The 17,137-nt window shown below is 60.2% G+C and carries 21 protein-coding genes and 3 pseudogenes; 15 read left to right on the top strand and 9 right to left on the bottom strand.

Features of this window, described 5'->3' with window-relative positions:
- Positions 1-478: pseudogene (locus AWB81_RS34105) on the top strand (hypothetical protein); the annotation flags it as partial.
- Positions 454-780, top strand: a complete 327-nt coding sequence (locus tag AWB81_RS34100) for a hypothetical protein (RefSeq protein WP_062641861.1) — start codon at positions 454-456, stop codon at positions 778-780. The pseudogene AWB81_RS34105 and the gene AWB81_RS34100, both read left to right, overlap by 25 nt.
- Positions 781-914: 134 nt before the next feature.
- Here the strand turns inward: AWB81_RS34100 and AWB81_RS34095 are convergent, their stop codons facing one another.
- The 5 genes from AWB81_RS34095 to AWB81_RS46570 form a co-directional block, all read right to left on the bottom strand.
- The gene (locus tag AWB81_RS34095; protein ID WP_235026055.1) at positions 915-1,358 is read right to left on the bottom strand and encodes a hypothetical protein; all 444 of its coding nucleotides are present in this window, start codon (positions 1,356-1,358) and stop codon (positions 915-917) included.
- Positions 1,359-2,319: 961 nt separating this feature from the next.
- Positions 2,320-2,829: a flavodoxin family protein gene (locus AWB81_RS34090; protein WP_087135387.1), complete on the bottom strand. Its 510-nt coding sequence runs from the start codon at positions 2,827-2,829 to the stop codon at positions 2,320-2,322.
- Between the two features lie 49 nt (positions 2,830-2,878).
- Entirely contained in the window at positions 2,879-3,118 is a 240-nt protein-coding gene (locus AWB81_RS34085; protein WP_062641855.1) for a hypothetical protein, read from the bottom strand.
- Positions 3,119-3,124: 6 nt separating this feature from the next.
- The gene (locus tag AWB81_RS34080) at positions 3,125-3,397 is read right to left on the bottom strand and encodes a BON domain-containing protein (RefSeq protein WP_143753582.1); all 273 of its coding nucleotides are present in this window, start codon (positions 3,395-3,397) and stop codon (positions 3,125-3,127) included.
- Positions 3,398-3,893: 496 nt separating this feature from the next.
- Positions 3,894-4,085 (bottom strand): hypothetical protein, encoded by a 192-nt coding sequence (locus AWB81_RS46570; protein WP_200822597.1) that lies wholly within the window; start codon positions 4,083-4,085, stop codon positions 3,894-3,896.
- 41 nt (positions 4,086-4,126) lie between these two features.
- Here AWB81_RS46570 and AWB81_RS47365 point away from each other — a divergent pair, with 41 nt between their 5' ends.
- The gene (locus AWB81_RS47365) at positions 4,127-4,279 is read left to right on the top strand and encodes a putative universal stress family protein (protein WP_235026056.1); all 153 of its coding nucleotides are present in this window, start codon (positions 4,127-4,129) and stop codon (positions 4,277-4,279) included.
- A gap of 191 nt (positions 4,280-4,470) precedes the next feature.
- On the top strand, positions 4,471-5,613 hold the full coding sequence (locus tag AWB81_RS34070; protein ID WP_087135386.1) for a PAS domain-containing sensor histidine kinase: 1,143 nt from the start codon (positions 4,471-4,473) through the stop codon (positions 5,611-5,613).
- Positions 5,614-5,667: 54 nt separating this feature from the next.
- On the opposite strand, the gene AWB81_RS34065 is transcribed toward AWB81_RS34070, so the two are convergent.
- Together AWB81_RS34065 and AWB81_RS34060 are read right to left on the bottom strand one after the other, a co-directional pair.
- The gene (locus AWB81_RS34065) at positions 5,668-5,940 is read right to left on the bottom strand and encodes a hypothetical protein (RefSeq protein ID WP_062641849.1); all 273 of its coding nucleotides are present in this window, start codon (positions 5,938-5,940) and stop codon (positions 5,668-5,670) included.
- Positions 5,941-6,058: 118 nt separating this feature from the next.
- Positions 6,059-6,748: a CBS domain-containing protein gene (locus tag AWB81_RS34060; protein ID WP_062641847.1), complete on the bottom strand. Its 690-nt coding sequence runs from the start codon at positions 6,746-6,748 to the stop codon at positions 6,059-6,061.
- Between the two features lie 799 nt (positions 6,749-7,547).
- Here AWB81_RS34060 and AWB81_RS34050 point away from each other — a divergent pair.
- From AWB81_RS34050 to AWB81_RS34025, 6 genes are all read left to right on the top strand, one after another.
- A complete protein-coding gene (locus AWB81_RS34050) occupies positions 7,548-8,198 on the top strand; it encodes a response regulator (RefSeq protein ID WP_062641842.1) in 651 nt (216 codons plus the stop codon).
- A gap of 106 nt (positions 8,199-8,304) precedes the next feature.
- The gene (locus AWB81_RS34045) at positions 8,305-8,721 is read left to right on the top strand and encodes a response regulator (protein ID WP_087135389.1); all 417 of its coding nucleotides are present in this window, start codon (positions 8,305-8,307) and stop codon (positions 8,719-8,721) included.
- Positions 8,722-8,742: 21 nt separating this feature from the next.
- Complete coding sequence (gene fnr / locus AWB81_RS34040; protein WP_374730538.1) at positions 8,743-9,510, top strand: fumarate/nitrate reduction transcriptional regulator Fnr; 768 nt, start codon at positions 8,743-8,745, stop codon at positions 9,508-9,510.
- A 146-nt stretch (positions 9,511-9,656) separates the two neighbouring features.
- Positions 9,657-10,688, top strand: a complete 1,032-nt coding sequence (locus AWB81_RS34035; RefSeq protein ID WP_062641835.1) for an Acg family FMN-binding oxidoreductase — start codon at positions 9,657-9,659, stop codon at positions 10,686-10,688.
- A gap of 489 nt (positions 10,689-11,177) precedes the next feature.
- A complete protein-coding gene (locus AWB81_RS34030; protein WP_087135388.1) occupies positions 11,178-11,489 on the top strand; it encodes a c-type cytochrome in 312 nt (103 codons plus the stop codon).
- 22 nt (positions 11,490-11,511) lie between these two features.
- A complete protein-coding gene (locus AWB81_RS34025; RefSeq protein WP_062641832.1) occupies positions 11,512-11,958 on the top strand; it encodes a DUF3564 family protein in 447 nt (148 codons plus the stop codon).
- Between the two features lie 151 nt (positions 11,959-12,109).
- On the opposite strand, the gene AWB81_RS34020 is transcribed toward AWB81_RS34025, so the two are convergent.
- A complete protein-coding gene (locus AWB81_RS34020; protein WP_062641863.1) occupies positions 12,110-12,418 on the bottom strand; it encodes a hypothetical protein in 309 nt (102 codons plus the stop codon).
- 464 nt (positions 12,419-12,882) lie between these two features.
- Here AWB81_RS34020 and adhP point away from each other — a divergent pair, with 464 nt between their 5' ends.
- Positions 12,883-13,908: an alcohol dehydrogenase AdhP gene (gene adhP / locus AWB81_RS34015; RefSeq protein ID WP_062641830.1), complete on the top strand. Its 1,026-nt coding sequence runs from the start codon at positions 12,883-12,885 to the stop codon at positions 13,906-13,908.
- 273 nt (positions 13,909-14,181) lie between these two features.
- A pseudogene (locus AWB81_RS34010) lies at positions 14,182-14,412 on the top strand (AMP-binding protein); the annotation flags it as partial.
- Here AWB81_RS34010 and AWB81_RS34005 read toward each other — a convergent pair.
- Positions 14,403-15,206: a potassium channel family protein gene (locus tag AWB81_RS34005; protein ID WP_062641827.1), complete on the bottom strand. Its 804-nt coding sequence runs from the start codon at positions 15,204-15,206 to the stop codon at positions 14,403-14,405. The pseudogene AWB81_RS34010 and the gene AWB81_RS34005 sit on opposite strands and share 10 nt — an antisense overlap.
- Before the next feature lie 461 nt (positions 15,207-15,667).
- Between AWB81_RS34005 and AWB81_RS47360 the strand changes: the two genes are divergently transcribed.
- The 3 genes and pseudogenes from AWB81_RS47360 to AWB81_RS48940 all read left to right on the top strand — a co-directional run bounded on the left by AWB81_RS47360 (position 15,668) and on the right by AWB81_RS48940 (position 16,906).
- Positions 15,668-15,835, top strand: a complete 168-nt coding sequence (locus AWB81_RS47360) for a hypothetical protein (protein ID WP_167306291.1) — start codon at positions 15,668-15,670, stop codon at positions 15,833-15,835.
- The gene (locus AWB81_RS47355; RefSeq protein WP_062641826.1) at positions 15,832-16,017 is read left to right on the top strand and encodes a hypothetical protein; all 186 of its coding nucleotides are present in this window, start codon (positions 15,832-15,834) and stop codon (positions 16,015-16,017) included. The genes AWB81_RS47360 and AWB81_RS47355 overlap by 4 nt, the downstream gene beginning before the upstream one ends.
- A gap of 194 nt (positions 16,018-16,211) precedes the next feature.
- A pseudogene (locus AWB81_RS48940) lies at positions 16,212-16,906 on the top strand (arginase family protein).
- The last annotated feature ends 231 nt before the right edge of the window (positions 16,907-17,137 follow it).

The following is a 17,137-nucleotide window of genomic DNA, read 5'->3' as shown; positions in this document are numbered from 1 at the left end:
TACCGAGAACTGGATCGGCGCTCACGAACGCCAAGATGAGACCGTGAGAAAGGCGCAAGAACTCGGCACTCTCGAGGATCTGTTTTGGCCGCTCTTTAATCGCGACGAAAGCCTGAAGCTCGCCGAGAACAAGGTCCAGCATGCGGAGTGGCGCGAGCGCGCTCACGATGTGTTTCTCGGCGTTGCGCAACGTGCTGGAGCGAGCGCCGAATGGCGCGCCGCTGCAGGGCCCGTGCACGAAGTCGCGTCGCTCCACGCACGCCACGCCGATTTGCTCGTGCTGGGCCAGCACGATCCCGAAGACCCGGAATCGTACGTCGCAAGGAGCTTTGTTGAAGACGCCGTCATGAGTTCCGGCGTGCCGGCTGTCATCGTCCCTCGTTCCGGGCGTATAAGCGGTTTCAGCGACGAAGTTCTGATCGGCTGGGACGGGGGCGTGAAGCGGCGAGGGCCGTGGCCGATGCGCTACCGATCCTGAAACGCGCGCGCTTCGTCGAAATGGTCAGCGTGCAGCGGCACGAGGATGACGAAGCGCCTGCCGGTATTGACGTGGCTGCGTATTTTGATCGCCATCAGGTTCGCGCGAGTTTTTCTTCGATGAGCAGTGCGTCGAGAGCGAACACCGGCGCGACGCTCGTGAGCAAGGCAAGCGCTGCTCACGCCGACCTGCTCGTGCTCGGTGCCTACGGTCCACACACTCGCGGTCGAACGGCTGCTCGGTGGCTTGACTCGAACGATGGTCGAATCGAGATGACGGTTCCGGTGCTCATGTCGCATTAGATGAAATGCCCACGTTCGGGACGAAGTCTCCCATTGATCAGGCGCGGAGTGCATCGGTGCTCGATTTCGAGCGCCGACTTTTCGTCAAGGCCGACCCGCTCAATTACAGTAAGAACCTATGAAGGACCACCCTTTCAGGCTGGATCGCTCGCCGGACCGCGAAGTGGCGCAAGAACAAAGGCCCGAAAGTTCATCTCGATGCTGCGAATTTGACTCGCGCAACTGGCGTAGAGCCAGCCAGGGCCGCCGTCCATGCCGTACATGCCCCTGCACATTCCCTTCAGGCTGATGCGTGCGCCTTCCCCGCTTTTGTCCGATGGCGTGCGCGTGGCCGACAGATAGACCACACCGGCTTCGAGCGGACGTCTTGTTTCAATTCCAGCAGAATCCGCATGACTTATGCGTGTTGCGGAATAGCGCGCGACATACTCCATCGCGCGCGCCCAGCGTTGCGAGCATTCCTCGCGGCCAGAGCATTCGACCAAGGCGAACTCTCGTGCCTCCGCGAGCTGCGGCTCGGTCTGCCGGAACTCATTCCAACGCGCGTCCGATGTGCATGCTGCAAGTCCGAGCAGCATTATTGCGCACAGGGTCGGCTTTCTCATTTCGCGCTCCGTTTTCATCGACTATGACGATGGAACGACAATACTGGCGCGCTGCGGCTAGAGGATTGATCTGACTCAGGCGTGCGCAAAATCGGTGCGCCGATCCGCCAAGGATGGCACCTCCCTGGGTGAGCCGCTCCTTTTGCACCGCCCCTTAAGCGCATCCGCAATTCGCGCAATATGCGCACGTCCTCTCGCATATCGGCCATTTTCCCGTCCAGCCGCTCGATTCCTTGCATGTCCCGTCGAAGCGGCTTTTTATCGGCAGCCGCATCGGGTCATGCGCTCGACGAAACATGTCACAGTGCCCGTGGCGCGGGCACAGAGACACTCACTCTCTACGTAGTCGACGCAGGCGTGTGCGGACTGTCATCCAGACTTTCACGATGCATGCCTCAAACGCGGCGAAGCGCTCTGCATCGAAGCAATGAGCACAAAAAACCGTTCAATGCATCGGCACGATCCTGTCCCGATTCTTTTCATTGCCATAGAGGTCCAGCGCACTGCTGGCGCGAACACGGGCGCGATCCCTGTTGAGTAGAATAAATCGAGTGTTTACCGACCTGTGCATCGCGGATGCTGAGGCACACCCGCACAGATTGGAGCATGCGCGTCCGCGGAACCCGTTCGAGTTTTTCATTGTATCGGCGCGCAAAACTAATCGACGTTTCTCCATATCGTGTACTGCACGAGTGCCACCACAACAACGATGACCACGAGTACCGCGATACCGAATATGCCTAAAATCCTGCACATCGCATCAGATCAGGAATGTGTTGACTCGTGTGTGTCGTGTCGCTTCCCGCCAGTCGACAAATGGAGTCCGCCACGTGCGTCGGCATAAGTGAGGCGTCAACGCAGAGACGCAGACGTAGCCCCGACCCCACCGTCTTCGGTTGGAGTATGTTTATGTCTCGCTCTATACTGCCCCCGCTCAGGCCGACCATTCGACTTCTTCGATGTGGGCAAGCTTGCGCTCGATCCGTTGAGTGAAGAGATTCAACGCGCGGCTTTCTTCGCCTGGCGATGCATTTTTTTGAGTAATCGCACAGTGCGCGACCGGCTGCTTGGCTGCCAGTTCGCACAGTTCCTTGAGCGCCGATTCGCCGTCGCGACCGGCGAGCGTGCAGAAGAATGCGACGCGCGGCAGCCGGTGGCGGTACGTCGCGAGCCACGCGCGCACTGGCGCGCTCACTCTGCCCGCCCAGACCGGCGTGCCGATGACGACCATTTGGTATGCCGTCAAATCATGTCGCATCGGCTCTATTAATGCGGACCGCCGCATCACCGAGTCGAGGACGCAGCGCAGGATCCCGAGCATTCCCGAGCGGTCGCTTCGGTCGATGATTTCCTCGACATCCGCGTGCAGGGTTGTCGCCAGTGCGGCGGCAACCCTGCGCGTCGCTCCGGTGCGTGAAAAATGAACGATCAATACTCTCGTCATGACTGCTCCCGCTGATCCCGTCATTGTCCCGAAACGGCGCGCCCGCCGACTACACGCCAATGGTTTTCGTCAGCTTCAACCCGGCCCAGACCATCCCCTCGCGCAGACCAGCGAGGATCGCGTCGCGCTCGCTGTCGAACCGCCCAGAATGTCTGAAGCGATGTTCGAAGCGCCGACCGCCCGGATCCCGATGCTCCACGCGCAATTCGCACACGTACCCGCCCGGCACGTCGAGCGTGTCGGCATGCACGCTCCAATCTGCGCCGTCGATTTTTGCCGTGAGTGCCATGGTCGGTTACCTTCCTGATTCGACTTCGAGGTTGTCGACCACCGCATGTACGCCCCGCGCGGACCAGGCATCACCGCGAGCCGCCTCGCGCTCGGCAAGCGCGTCGGTCGTTCCCATTAGCGTGACCCTGCTGTCGCGCACATCGACGATGTGGTGCGCCCCCCACCCGGTATGCCGGCTGAGCGCACGCCCGATCCTCTCCCTGGTGTTTCCCGCAGCGAAATCCGGCCGCACTGTGATCTGATCGGCCACCGCCGTCACACCCCGCAAAGTTTTCATCGCGCTCTCCTCGTGCTTTTCCGACTCTATCCGCACGTCGAAAATGAACCCAAGTGAATCGACTTGTCCGTTTCCAGATCGCCCATCGCGCCACCCTCCGGTTAGCAACCGGGAACATCTGCGGTGAGAATGTTCCGGTCGACGCCGCGGTCCGCCGAGTGCGTCATGGGATGCTCACGCGCGCGAGGGCTGCGAGTGCCGGCGCGGGCCGTTCATCGAGCAATTTTCGACGGTGACCGTTAAAGACGAGTGCCTCCATGTCGATCTCCTCAAGGATGAAGAGCGCTTTGGCACAGGACCAATCTAGCCCCGTCTGGCCGTCGACGATTGATCTGCGTCAAGCCGCGCCCTCGCGTGGATATGGTTCGCTGCGCTTGATCTGAATCAACGGCGAAAAGCGCCCGCTCGTAGAGTCGATGCAAATCGATGGCACCGTGATCGCGAGCCACGCACTCGACGAGGCGCTGAAAATCGCCCGCGAAAGCGGCGCAGAGCTTCAGCCCCTTTTCGCGATCGACTTGCCGTCGGCGGCGCCGGGAGCGCTGCATTTCATGTCGACATCCTCGATGAATTCGTGAAGGAAAGCGCCGCGCTCGGCGCCCTCGCCGCGGTGCGCATGCAGCAGGTTGGCGTGCGGGGTGCACCGCGGGTAGTCGAAGTCGAATTGACCCGTGACGACATCGCGCAACGCTCAAGAGCGCGCAGGAATTTGGTGCGGACCTCGTGGTGATGGGAACGCACGGGCGGCGGCTCGCGCTCGGCAGCGTCGCCAAGCACTTCCTGCGCATTTCATCATGCTCGGTCCTGCTAGTCCCGGTCCCAAAGGGAGAACCGCAGGCCGAAGCAGCGAGGGAACACCTCAACACGCAAGCGCCTCTCTGAGTGACTACGCCGCGAACGGCGCCATCTCAATATCCGCTTACCTTTTGACAATGTCTCTATCACGGTCGTCAATGGCGGGAAGATGACGGCGCCTGTCGCGTCGGCTAGACTGGGATCATTACGCCAGGCGAGCGCCGACATGATTCGCCGCGTGCCACGAAATCCTATTTCCAGTCAGTGAGACAGACCGTATGCAAAGTCGCGACAGGTCCTCGCGTCAACGGGCGGCTGACGACCAGCGCGAAGCTGTGCCGGCTCGCTCCTCTATTCGCCACCTGCTGAGCGACGAGCATTTCCGTTTGCTCGTCGAAACAGTGGAAGACTATGCGATCTTTCTTCTCGACCCCGCCGGAAACGTCGCCACTTGGAACAACGGCGCAAAACGGATCAAAGGCTATGAAGCGCACGAAATCATAGGCCGGCACTTTTCCGTCTTTTATCCGCCAGCGGATGTCGCAGCGGGCAAGCCGGAAACAGAGCTCGCTATGGCGGTCGAAAAGGGACACATCGAAGAAGAAGGATGGCGAATTCGCAAAGACGAATCCCGGTTTTGGGCCAATGTCGTGATTACAGCTGTACGTGACGCAAATGGCACGTTGCGTGGCTTTGCCAAGGTCACGCGCGACATGACCGATCAACTGCGACTCGCGGAACTCCAGCATGCCCGTGAGCTGTCGACTCACGTTCAGACCGCCCGGGAAAACGAGCGGACGGATATCGCACGGGAACTGCATGACGATCTCGGGCAACAACTCGCCGCGCTCAAGATGCAGTTGGCCGCGCTAGACTCGGATGTCAACGCAGCTGGCTTCGCCCGCCATCGCATCTCCCAAACGCAGGCGATGCAGGATCAGATCGATACAATCATCGCGTCGGTGCGTCGAATCGCGGCGGGCCTGCGGCCGCCCATTCTCGACGACCTCGGACTCTTCGCTGCGATCGAATGGCTCGTCAAGGACTTTCGGCGGCGCTACGGCATCAGCGCCACATTGGATAACGACACTGAGGCACTCGACTTCAACGCGTCCGCTTCGACAGCGATTTTTCGACTGGTTCAGGAAGCACTGACCAACATCGTGCGTCATGCGAAGGCAAGCGAGGTACGGATTGACTTCAGGCGTGTGCACGAGGATTGCGTGCTGTCGATTGAAGACAATGGGCGTGGTGCGGCGCTCGAGGCCGACTCTGGAACAAAGTCGTTCGGCTTGCTGGGGATGCGCGAGCGCGTGCGCCAACTACGCGGAACCATCGCAATCGACAGCACACCGGGCAGAGGCTTTCGGATACTTATCAAGTTGCCGGTCGAGACGATCATCACGGCAAGCGCCGGATAGCCAAAGACGATTCTACTGTGCAGCTTACCTCAGCCCATACATCGGACGAAAAACCTACCTCAGCAAATCCGCCAGTGTGATGTTGATCGGCGCTCCCGTACCACCTACGTCGCCATATTTGCGCGCAGCCGCATGAAGAAAATGTTCAGGGTCCGCCGTGAACAGATTTCTGATGGCAGCGTTCCCAATACGCTTGACGCGCAGCAATTCCTCGAATACTCGGGCGTTCACGCGAAAGGTTTGCCGCGCACCGTCGATCTCGGCAATGAACTCGACATGATCCGTTGCAAAATGGGGGGTTGTCCCAGCGGCGAATTCGGCAATCATCGTTCTCTCCCGGTGCCTCGTGATCGGTACGGTCTCCGGCCCTGAAGGTTCCAGGCGACATGGCGATGCGGGGACCGCTTTCGGTTTCGCAGCCGGTCGACTGCCCAATGCACCGTGGTCAAATGCCCGGCATGATCGGGTAGGGAATCGTGTGGTCCTCGACTCCTTTCACGCCGGGAATAGCTTGCGCGGCCACATACATCGCATTCAAGGTGTCGGTCGACCATATCGTTCCCCATAAGTGAACAACACCATCGCGCACGACGATATTGCGGCCCGGGAACGCCCAGTTGCGCCCCGTGAGTTCCGCCATGAGCATTGCCCGGATGTCGCGATCGCTAGGTGATTCATTTTGCGTGGGGTCTTGCGCGCCAGCGGCGAGTGCTTGCACGAGATTCGCGCGGCTGACGATCCCGACGAGCCGACCGTCCCGCATCACGGGCACGCGCTTGATGTGATGGCTTTCAAGAATGCTCGCAACCTCATAGAGCGGCGTAACGTCGGCCACGCAGACGACTTGACGGGTCATGACATCGGCGACGGTCTGTCCGTGAGACTTGACGTAGTCGCCCGCTTCGCGGTCCGAGCCGAGCAGGTCCAGCCACCACGAGCGATGCGACTTTTCAGTTTCGATCTCGGCACGGTGCAACAGATCACCCTCACTCACCATGCCGACAAGATCGCCGTCACCGTCGAGCACGGGCATGGCACTGATCCGATGCTTAACCAGCAGTTTCGCTGCCTCGCGCACGGTCGTTTCAGGCGTGACTGATATGACAGACGAGGTCATGACATCGAAAGCTTGCATTATTTTCTCCGGACCAGGATGGTGTTGCCGACCGTCGAGCGACACGTCGGTTTGGCTTCACTTTATCTGCCGAAGTCATCCGCCCATTGACCTGCATCAACTGTCTGCGGGCCCGTGATGTGCGAGCATTTGAAGCGGCCGGCCTGTACCCATTGCGCTACGTACCACGAGTCGCTTCTACAGATCACGGCTGGCGCGTCCGAGCCGCCCCTTGAAGGCGAACCGTGGCTCGTGCCCGAGCAGCTTTCCGACCCGGCCCGAAAGGATAGGTAAGATGCGCTATCGACAGCGCCTGGCGCGGTCTGCGCGCTCTGAGGCGCGTCGCGCCGCGATCGGCGCAAATGGGCTGTGATCTGCTTGTTGACGCATTCCACCGGGTTCTGAGTCAGGGAATTCCACACTCACCGAAGGCGCACATGATCGGCAACACTAAGTCTCGCGCACACAACGCACCTACCAGGGCGGCAGCGCGCCTTGCGCTCCTAGTCTTCGGAATTGCCACCGCCGTGTGTGTCGCATGCTGGCAGAATCTTCGTGAGCGCCAGTTGCACGTTGTCCAGACGAGCGTCGAAAGGCTTACGGCGTGGTCGACACAGGATGCGCGGCGCGAACTGATGGGCGCCGGCCTTCGCCGTGATCGCCGCCAGAAGACGCTCCAGCGTGTGGCGAGGACAGGAGAGACGTTGCTCCCGCCCACCCTCCGAACCACGGGCGCAACCCTCGAGCTTTACCTGCTTGCGCCTCCTATTAGCGAGCGCCGACCGGCTAGCGAGGCCGTTCAACGAGAGGAGTCGCACTCGTGACGACGAAAGTGCTGATTGCGGACGACCATGCTCTCGTGCGGGACGGTTTGCGCCATATATTGAACAACGCGGTCGGCTTCGAGGTGGCAGGCGAAGCGAGCGACGGAATAAGCACGATCGCACTCGTGCGTTCGACCGAGGCTCAGGTGCTCGTCCAGGATCTTTCCATGCCAGGGCGCAGCGGCGTGGAACTCATCAAGCAGATCAAAGAGGAAAGGCCAGCCTTGCGCATTCTCGTGCTCACTATGCACGCTGAGCAGCAATATGCGGCACGAGCCTTCAAGGCCGGCGCGTCAGGCTATCTGACGAAGGAAAGCGCGAGCGCAGAACTGGTCGCCGCCGTGACCAAGGTGGCGGCGGGCGGTGTCTATGTGAGCCTCGCAATGGCCGAACGCTTTGCGCAAAGCCTTAATGAGCCCGTCAATGCACTGCCTCACCAGCAACTGTCAGACCGCGAATTCGAGGTGCTACGTCGCATTTGCGCCGGCGAGACGGTCACCGAAATCGGCGAGGCACTGTGCGTAAGCTCAAAAACCGTCAGTACTTACAAGGCACGCATCCTCGAAAAGATGCAGATGGCGCACGAAGCGGCGCTCGTACGCTATGCCGTTCGCCACAGATTATTCGACGATAACGACGAAGCCTGAATCTCTCCTGCTGTCAGGAATTCCCTACACGGACTTCCCAAAGGCCTACCTGAAGTTCAACCCTCGTTGATTTTATTTTGAGATAACGCGACCAATAATGGGTTGCATGAACCCGATCTGTTGCGAACCCAAGCTCAAAATATTCCTTGTGGACGATCCCGGAATTGTGCGCCAACGCCTCGCATCGATGCTCGTGCAGATCGGGGGCGTCGAGGTGGTTGGCATGGCGGACGACCTTGATACGGCGCTCGAAAGCCTCATAGCGACGCACGCCAATGTGCTCATGCTCGACTCGCATCTGACCTCCGGCAGTGGTCTGAACATGATCAACGCAGTGAAACGCCACCACCTTCCGGTCGTCATGATCGTGCTCACCAACCACTCGAACGCTGCGATCAGAACCGCGTGTCTGTCGGCGGGCGCCAACTACTTCTTTGACAAGACAACCGAATATGAACAGGCGCGCGCCGTCATCGAAAACCTCGCGCGGCGCGCCCCACTATCCCGGACGCAATCCGACTGACAGGAGACGAGCATGTATGCCATGAGCGAAAGCAGGACTGTCGCGACGCCCGCCCCGCCAGCGCCCCGCCGCACGTTTCAGATCGCCGAACCGGGTTCGAGACGTAACAACGCACGGTGCTCGACGTGTTCGATGCAGCGAGTCTGCATGCCAGCGGGACTTTCTGCGACCGAGTACGAGCGTCTCGACTCGATCATTTGCTCGACCCGCATCATCCGGCGCGGCGAAGCGCTGTACCGCGCAGGCGATGGCTTCCAGAACCTCTATGCGATACGCGCCGGCTGCTTCAAGACCGTGGTCATGCATCGAGATGGTCTGGAACAGGTGACCGGCTTTCACTTTGCGGGCGACGCACTCGGCCTCGACGGCGTATCGTCGGACCATCACAATTGCGATGCCATTGCGCTCGAAGACAGCATTGTCTGCATCATTCCGTTCGACCTGCTCGAGTTACTGTGCCGCGAGGTCAAGGCGATTCAGCATCACGTTCACCGTTTGATGAGCAGCGAGATCGTCCGGGAATCCGCGCTGATGATGTTGCTTGGGACGATGACCGCCGAGCAACGCGTCGCCGCGTTCCTGCTCAATCTCTCCACGCGACTGAAAGCACGTGGCTACTCCTCTGCCGAATTCGTTCTGCGCATGACGCGTGAGGAAATCGGCAGCTATCTCGGCTTGAAGCTCGAAACCGTCAGCCGTATGTTCTCGAAGCTGCAAAAAGCGGGCGTCGTCGATGCGCGCGGCAAGGATATCCGCATTCTCGATCAGGCCGGGCTTGAGAAAGTGTAGACCCGTTCGAGAACGCATGGGAAGGGCGGTGCGTGCCCAATGGCCGCCACTGCGCCCCGACCGACCCACTTGATCTCTGTCAATCGGCGCAGGAACTCCTCTGCCACGATAAGACATCAAGTCTGCTCTTGCAGAGGTAGAAGCAAATGCATCCGCCCATCAGCCGTGCCGCCTGGGAAATCGACCCAAGCCGAATGACCCTGCTCGCTGGCGTCGAGGCGAAATTGCGGTTTGCCCTACAGTATGCGGTACTCGCACCGTCGAGCCACAATTCGCAGCCGTGGCACTTCATCGTCGACGGCGACAGCGTCATGCTTTGCGCCGACCGCACGCGCGCACTCCCCGTCGTCGATCCGTTCGATCGTGAGCTGATCATCAGTTGCGGGGCGGCGCTTTTCAATCTGCGCGTAGCGCTCCAGCGTTTCGGCCTCGGCTACTCGATCAGGCTATTTCCCGTGGAGGTGGACCCGGATGTGCTTGCGCACGTACGCGTACTGCCCAACGGTCCGCGCGACTCTAGCGTCGTCGCGCTATTCGATGCGATTACGCAGCGTGTGACAACGCGCGAATCGTTCCTTGACCAAACAGTGCCCCGAGACGCGCAGGCACAACTCGTTCAGGCCGCAGCGGCCGAAGGCGTCGATGCTGTGTGCATTGAATCGGCGCTTGCGCGGCAGCGGCTCGCGGAACTGATTGCCGAGGCCGATCACATCCAGTTTCAAGATCCGCGCTTCAGGCGCGAGCTCGCAAGCTGGATTCATCCCCGCCGACATGACGACGGCATGCCCGCCTACGCGGGCGGAGCAAGCGCGCTGCTCGACTTCGCAGCGCCGCTAGCGGCGTTAGCACTGCGCACGTTCAATCTCGGTGGTGGGCTCGCCGCGGCGCATCGTCAACTCGTCGACAGGTCCCCGATGTTCCTGTGCATCGGCACTGACGCCGACAATCGTGATGCGTGGTTCGCCGCGGGGCAGGCGCTCGAGCGCGTGCTGCTAACCGCGGTCACGCTCGGCCTGGCCGCGTCCTATTTGAATCAGCCGCTCGAAGTGGACTCACTTCGCGATTCAGTTGGCCGCGAAGCCGGCATGAGCGCGCACCCGCAACTATTGCTGCGCATTGGAAAGGGGCCGTATGTCGCGCATTCACCGCGGCGCGCGATGTCTGAGGTGGTGTCCTGACCTGTGCCTGCTGCGGCTATCGGGTCGATCGTGACGCAAAATGAATGTAGGAGTATCGGCTGCAAGCTCGTGGTCGACGCTGTGCCCGATTTTGGACCACCTGCGAGGCGCAGTTCGACTTTGCTGGAACGATATCTCAGACCGTCGGGCCATCGGCGTTGACACAGATCAAGGACGCAAAGCTTTGTGGGTACATCATCGATTGCAGACACTACCTTTTGGTGTCCTCCAACGTGAGCCGTCGTTCGCCCTGCGACGCACCCCACGCGGGTACCGTGCCTCTGCGGGGCGCGCCGTCGTCGCAAGCGGGTGGTTCAATCGCAACGCGCTCGCCGAATCTATGCAGCTCAAGCAAGTTCGCGTCCCGATGTTGGCCCGGCCCGTCGGGCATTTTCATACTGCGAGATCACTGTGATTCAATTCAGGAACCATCGCACGGACGGACTCATCTTGATTGACCGTACCGCAGCGCAATTTTTAACGCGCTTTTTGACACTTGCAGCCGCCGCGCTTCTTATCTCCGCAGCACACGCGGCGGAACCGGAGCCCACGCCTCTCGTCGATCAGCAACATTGCATGTTCTGCCACACCGATAACGCGGCATTTCTTGCGCCATCATTTCAGCAAATTGCCGAACGCTATCGTAACGTGCCCAATGCCGCAGCTATGCTCGAACATAAACTGCGCATGGGCGGACGCGCCCACTGGGGCGATATGGCTATGCCGTCACCCGCAGAACGAGGTGGCCCCTTATCCGCGCAAGACGCCCACACGCTGGTGCAATGGGTGCTGAGTCATTGAGTCGGAACTATCGGAGAACGTGATGCGTGTTACCGTCAAGCTGGATACCTTCGACCAAACCAATTCCGCGTATGCGGTGTTGTGGCTCGACACGAAAACGCGTCGATGGTCGCGCGAAGGCCATGCAGGCATCGATGTGCCGCAATGGGGAGTGCTGGAGTCGTCAGCGGGCGGTACGCTGCTGCGCGACGCGAACGGAATGCTGCCGATCGTTTTGCTCAGCCGTCTGCACCTCGAGCGGTGCGCCAACAGGAACGGCTCGTCCATCACGGACGGTCCATCGGAAGGCGCCCGCGGAAGCGCCACGTACCATGGCAGTATGGGCCTGGTTCCTCGCACGGCCCACTGGCATGTCCAGTGCCTTGATCTGGAAACGACCGTCGCAGAACATGAGATTTTCTCCGACGAGGACGAGTCTGCCCGCAGAGTGGCGGATGGCACCCGCGACACTGGCTCTTTCGGCACGTGAGTGTGCTACGCGAGGACGGGTGCGGCGCCGTGACTTTCGATTGCCAAGCAGCGGAGTTGACTGCAGGTTTCCGAAAAAAAACGATTGACCGTGCCGTCTCTTGCTCCAAATGGCTGCTTCGCATACCGGCATCGCCTTGCCGGATTCCTCTCTATCGGGAGGCGGCCGACTCACGCTCGAGCAATCGGATTGCACTGTCGAACGCGCGGTGTACCGCTGCGTTGGGATCGGCGTCGGTACAATGCTCAACGGGGATCAATTCATAGTCGCGCGTGATGAGGTCCAGACGCGCGTCGTAGAGCGCGCGTCCGCCATGGTCATGCAACGCCTCGATCGCGAGATGGCAACCGGCGATGCGCTTCGCGAACCGCTCCAGTCGTACTAACTCCACCCCGGCCTCTCCCTCGAGTGCCGTCGAGCCGGCGAACCCGACGCAGGCAATCTGCATTCCTACACCCATCTTGGCCTCCGCATCCTCGCCCACCAAATTGTTGGTCGCTTTTCGAGCACCGCCGCTCATCCGGCCCAGAACAGCCTTGTCGAGTTCAATTGCGAACGAGCGGTACGAAGCAACTCACCGCATAAGCCATCTTCCGTCGTCGCACCACGAGGCAATTGACTTGGGTCAAGCATCGCGCTTGCGCTGCCGCGTACTCGCTGGACGGACTTCCGGTGCTCCTTCACGCAATTGCTGAAGACCGCCTCGTTTAGTTCAATCGCTCGGCATTGATCGATTAGAGTCAGCCGCGACCCCGGTCAGCATAGCCGCCCGCTCCTGTTCAGGCTTGCTCTTGCTCATGCCCGCCTCGCTACGTTGCGGAGACGACTCCGATTGACTTGAGTCAAGGCTGTCCGGTCACCGCCTCCGATACTGGGGACGTCGTGACGCACCCCACGTCTTCCGTTCGGCAACCGGAGAAATCAATGGCAACGTCGATGAAAGCTGCTGTCGTGCATGCATTTGGCGAACCTCTTCGTATCGAGGAGGTGCCTGTGCCAACGCCTGCTCGCAACCAGATACTCGTGAAGATCGCCGCGTCAGGCGTGTGTCACACCGACCTGCACGCAGCGGACGGTGACTGGCCGGTCAAGCCGGCGTTGCCGTTCATTCCCGGGCACGAGGGCGTTGGCTACGTCTCTGCGGTAGGCGCCGACGTCAAGAGCGTCAAGGAAGGAGACCGCGTTGGAGTGCCGTGGCTATACTCGGCATGCGGACACTGTGAGCACTGTCTGAGCGGTTGGGAGACGCTCTGTCACGATCAGCAGAACACGGGCTATTCGGTGAACGGCGGATACGCCGAGTACGTGCTCGCGGATCCGAACTACGTCGGCCATCTGCCTTCGCAGGTCGGCTTTGAGGAGATTGCGCCGATCCTGTGCGCTGGCGTTACCGTGTACAAGGGCATTCGCATGACCGACACGCGGCCCGGACAATGGCTCGCGATCTCCGGTATCGGCGGCCTTGGGCACGTCGCAGTCCAATACGCCATTGCGATGGGCCTGCATGTCGTCGCCATCGATGTTGAGCCAGCCAAGCTCGCGCTCGCACGCGAACTGGGAGCGAAGCTCGCCATCGACGCTTCGACCGGCGATCCCGCAGCCGTGATCCAGAAGGAGATCGGCGGCGCACATGGCGTATTGGTTACGGCCGTCTCGCGCAGCGCATTCGCGCAGGCGCTCGGCATGGTGCGCCGTGGTGGAACCATATCGCTAAACGGACTGCCCCCGGGAGACTTTCCGCTCCCGATCTTCTCGACGGTGCTCAACGGCATTACCGTGCGGGGTTCGATCGTCGGGACGCGACGCGACTTGCAGGAGTCGCTGGAATTCGCTGCGGAGGGCAAAGTCCGAGCCCGGATTCATCGCGATCGGATAGAAAACATCAATGCAGTATTCGCCGATCTGAAGAATGGCAAGGTGGACGGCCGCGTGGTGCTGACGATCGATTGAAAGGCGGTCTCCCGTCCGGCATTGGCGCCTCGTCCCCGAGTCGTCATCAGACGTGACGCAATCGGCTAGCGACATGGCCACGAAACGGAATGGCCAAACACCGGTGGCCAATTTCATGTGACGGCGCGAACACTATGGACGATAACGACATCCCGATACGCGCTTCCCGCACAGAAGATCCGTCCACTCGCACCGACTTGCCGCGTGCGTGCTGGGTGCTCGCGGTATGCCAAGCAGGTCCTGATAAGTGACGTTGGTGACGGTGCCGTCGGCCTCTACACGTCGGGCTCGACGGGCAAGCCCAAGGGCGTGCAGCACAGCACCGGCGGCATCCTGCTGTGGGCCGCGCAGACCATGAAGTGGACGTTCGACATGAAGCCGGACGACATCTTCTGGTGCACCGCCGACATCGGCTGGATCACGGGGCGCAGCTATATCACGTACGGGCCGCCCGCGATCGGCGCGACCCAGGTCATGTTCGAAGGCGTGATGACCTATTCGGATGACTGGCCGCGAGCAAGTTCTTCACGCAATGCCCGCAAATCCTCGTGCATGCTGCAGATTTCTCCTTCCAGCCGCTTGATGTCCCGATGCATTTCGCGCCGTAGCACCTTCTCCTCCTCGCCAACGAACATCGCCGCGATATTGGCGAACACAAGCGACAGCATCCCGTAGCCAAGCAGCACGACAAAAACAGCAAACACGCGCGAAGCGGGCGTCGTCGGCGCGACATCGCCGTATCCGACGGTGGCACTGCTCTCGAAAGCAAGCCACAAGCCGTCCGCATAACTTCTCACACGCGGCTCGATCCAGTAGAAACCAGCGCCCGCCGCGCCGAGCATCGCAGCGCCGATGAGAAGAAGCAGGAGCAATCGGTTCGGAACGAACAACGTGCGCAAAGCGAGCACGATGCGCACCGCAACGACGCACATGAAGCCCATTCGCAGCGGCCACTCCCACGCCGACCATGGCGTCGCCCCGCCCGCGATGCTCGCCGCCGCTCCCAACAGGATCAACATGTCCAGCCAGTTCCGACCAAGGAGCCTTTGCCGATGCCGGCTCAGTCGCGCAATCCAGGCATAGAGGATGGCAAAGCCAACAGTCACAGACAGATAAAGAAGCTGGCCTGCTTGATGGAGCACCGGCGGACCGTCTACGAGTTCCAGATAAAAAGCCGGGATCGTGAGCAAACTGATCGCGAACAGCAACCAATGCATCCAGACCCAGGCTTTCGCTGCCCGTGGATCATTGTGTGCATCGACGCCACAGAAGCCGAAGTTGTGCAGCCATTTTTCCATTGCGGTCCGCGTCTAGTCCATGGCGTCCTCGAGCGCGGCAGCCGCGGCGCTTCTTTGCGGCTGCCTTGTGCGCGTCATGCGCCGTGTCGGGTAGCGAGCACTTTTTCTGCCCTTGCAAATCGATCGTAATGGTCTAACCCGTGGCCTCGTTGACCTGGATCAGGACAGTCCCATTCAGTCCCGTTTCCCGACAGACGCCCCCGATGTACGGATCGATTCGTGACACGAACGTGCTGAATTTCCCTGGAGCGCACCGCACCGTCTTAGCGCCAACATTTACGACCGTCCCGCCGCCAAGCCACTAATTCATCACGCCATGTAGGGATCGCCCTACAAGACTGACAACGGACTACTCCATTCTCGGGCCGTCCTGATTTAACTCTACGAGCCCGCGACCGATACTGAATTCCTGGGCGTCGTCAACGACATCCCGTCGATGTCCACGACTGTAGGAGCATGCGATGAACACCAACGCATATCCTTACAAGCGCTCGTGGACAGGTGGCTCGCGCCCCAGTCAGTCGAGGCCAGCCAGGGTAACGTGCGTGGGACGCCTGAAACAGGCTGGTGTCGCGTTCAACTACACGCTGGGGATCGACGTCCCGTTGAACGAGAACATCGAGCCATGAGCGGCCGGCGGGTTCACGCTGCATCGGGACGTACGTATCACTTCAGATTGCACCCACCGAAGGTCGACAACGACGACGACCTATCGGGCCCACTAATCCAGCGCGACGACGACCAGGAAGCAACTGTCGCGAGGCGCCTCGACGTGTACATCGCGCAAACCCGGCTGCTGATCGAATACTAGAATCAATGGGCGCGGAGCGACAATCCGTCAACCAGCACGATTGTGCCCCGGTGTACGGCTATTTCTGGTTTGGGTTGCGTCGACGAAATTCGTGCGCGCGTGTTCAAATGCGCTGAAATGAACAATACTCTGGCTGAATCGGCATCCAACATCGGCCCCATTTGCAGTCGCTTTCACATGAGCAACGGACTCACATGTTACCCGCCTACATATCACATCGCGATTGCGCTAAACACGAAATGGGGCATATGCACCCCGACTCACCTGAGCGCATCGGGGCCATTCACGACATGCTATTAATCAAGGGATTGATAGATTGCATTCAACCTTACGACGCTCCGCTCGCAACGGAGTCACAGCTGGCACAAGCGCACTCGGTGTTGTACATCCACACCATCGCAAACCTGTCTCCAACCGGGGGGCATGTCCACGTCGATCCCGACACCAGCATGAATCCGTACACCTACCAGGCGGCATTGCGTGCCGCTGGGGCCGCAGTGCTGGCGACCGACCTGGTCATCGGAGGCAAAGCTCCTTGCGCCTTTTGCAACGTGCGCCCGCCCGGTCACCATGCAGAATATGCCGCGGCAGGCGGCTTCTGCTTTTCAACAATGTCGCGGTGAGTATCCGCCATGCGCTGAACGTGTACGGCCTTGCGCGCGTGGCATTGATCGATTTCGATGTCCATCACGGCAACGGCAGTGAAGACATCGTCCATGCGGATGAACGGGTACTAATGTGCTCTATCTTCGAGGACAAGATATATCCATTCTCGGGCAATCAACCTCGCGGCAAGAACATGGTGAACGTCGCGCTGCCGTCACGCTCTGGCAGCGAAACATTCCGCTCTGCCTGCGCGCTTTCACGTCCTCATCACCTCGATCAATGACTGCGTGCCTAGAATGCTCATTGCTCGCTTCAGGTTGTAGGCCAATACGTGAAGGCTCATCTCGGTTCGCACACGCGGAAGCGTTTTCATTAGGAAGTGTGCGGAGCCCATCTAGATTCCTTGACTGAATTGATCTTGTAGCAGTCGAGTCAAGTTTCTACGCGGCGATTTTGACCTGATCGCACCAGGTGTTAACGGCCTTCTCAGCGGTGCGGAAGCTGCGCTGCAAAG

Source organism: Caballeronia arationis, from assembly GCF_001544975.2.
Classification (GTDB): domain Bacteria; phylum Pseudomonadota; class Gammaproteobacteria; order Burkholderiales; family Burkholderiaceae; genus Caballeronia; species Caballeronia arationis.
This window is presented reverse-complemented; position numbering and strand designations above follow the sequence as displayed.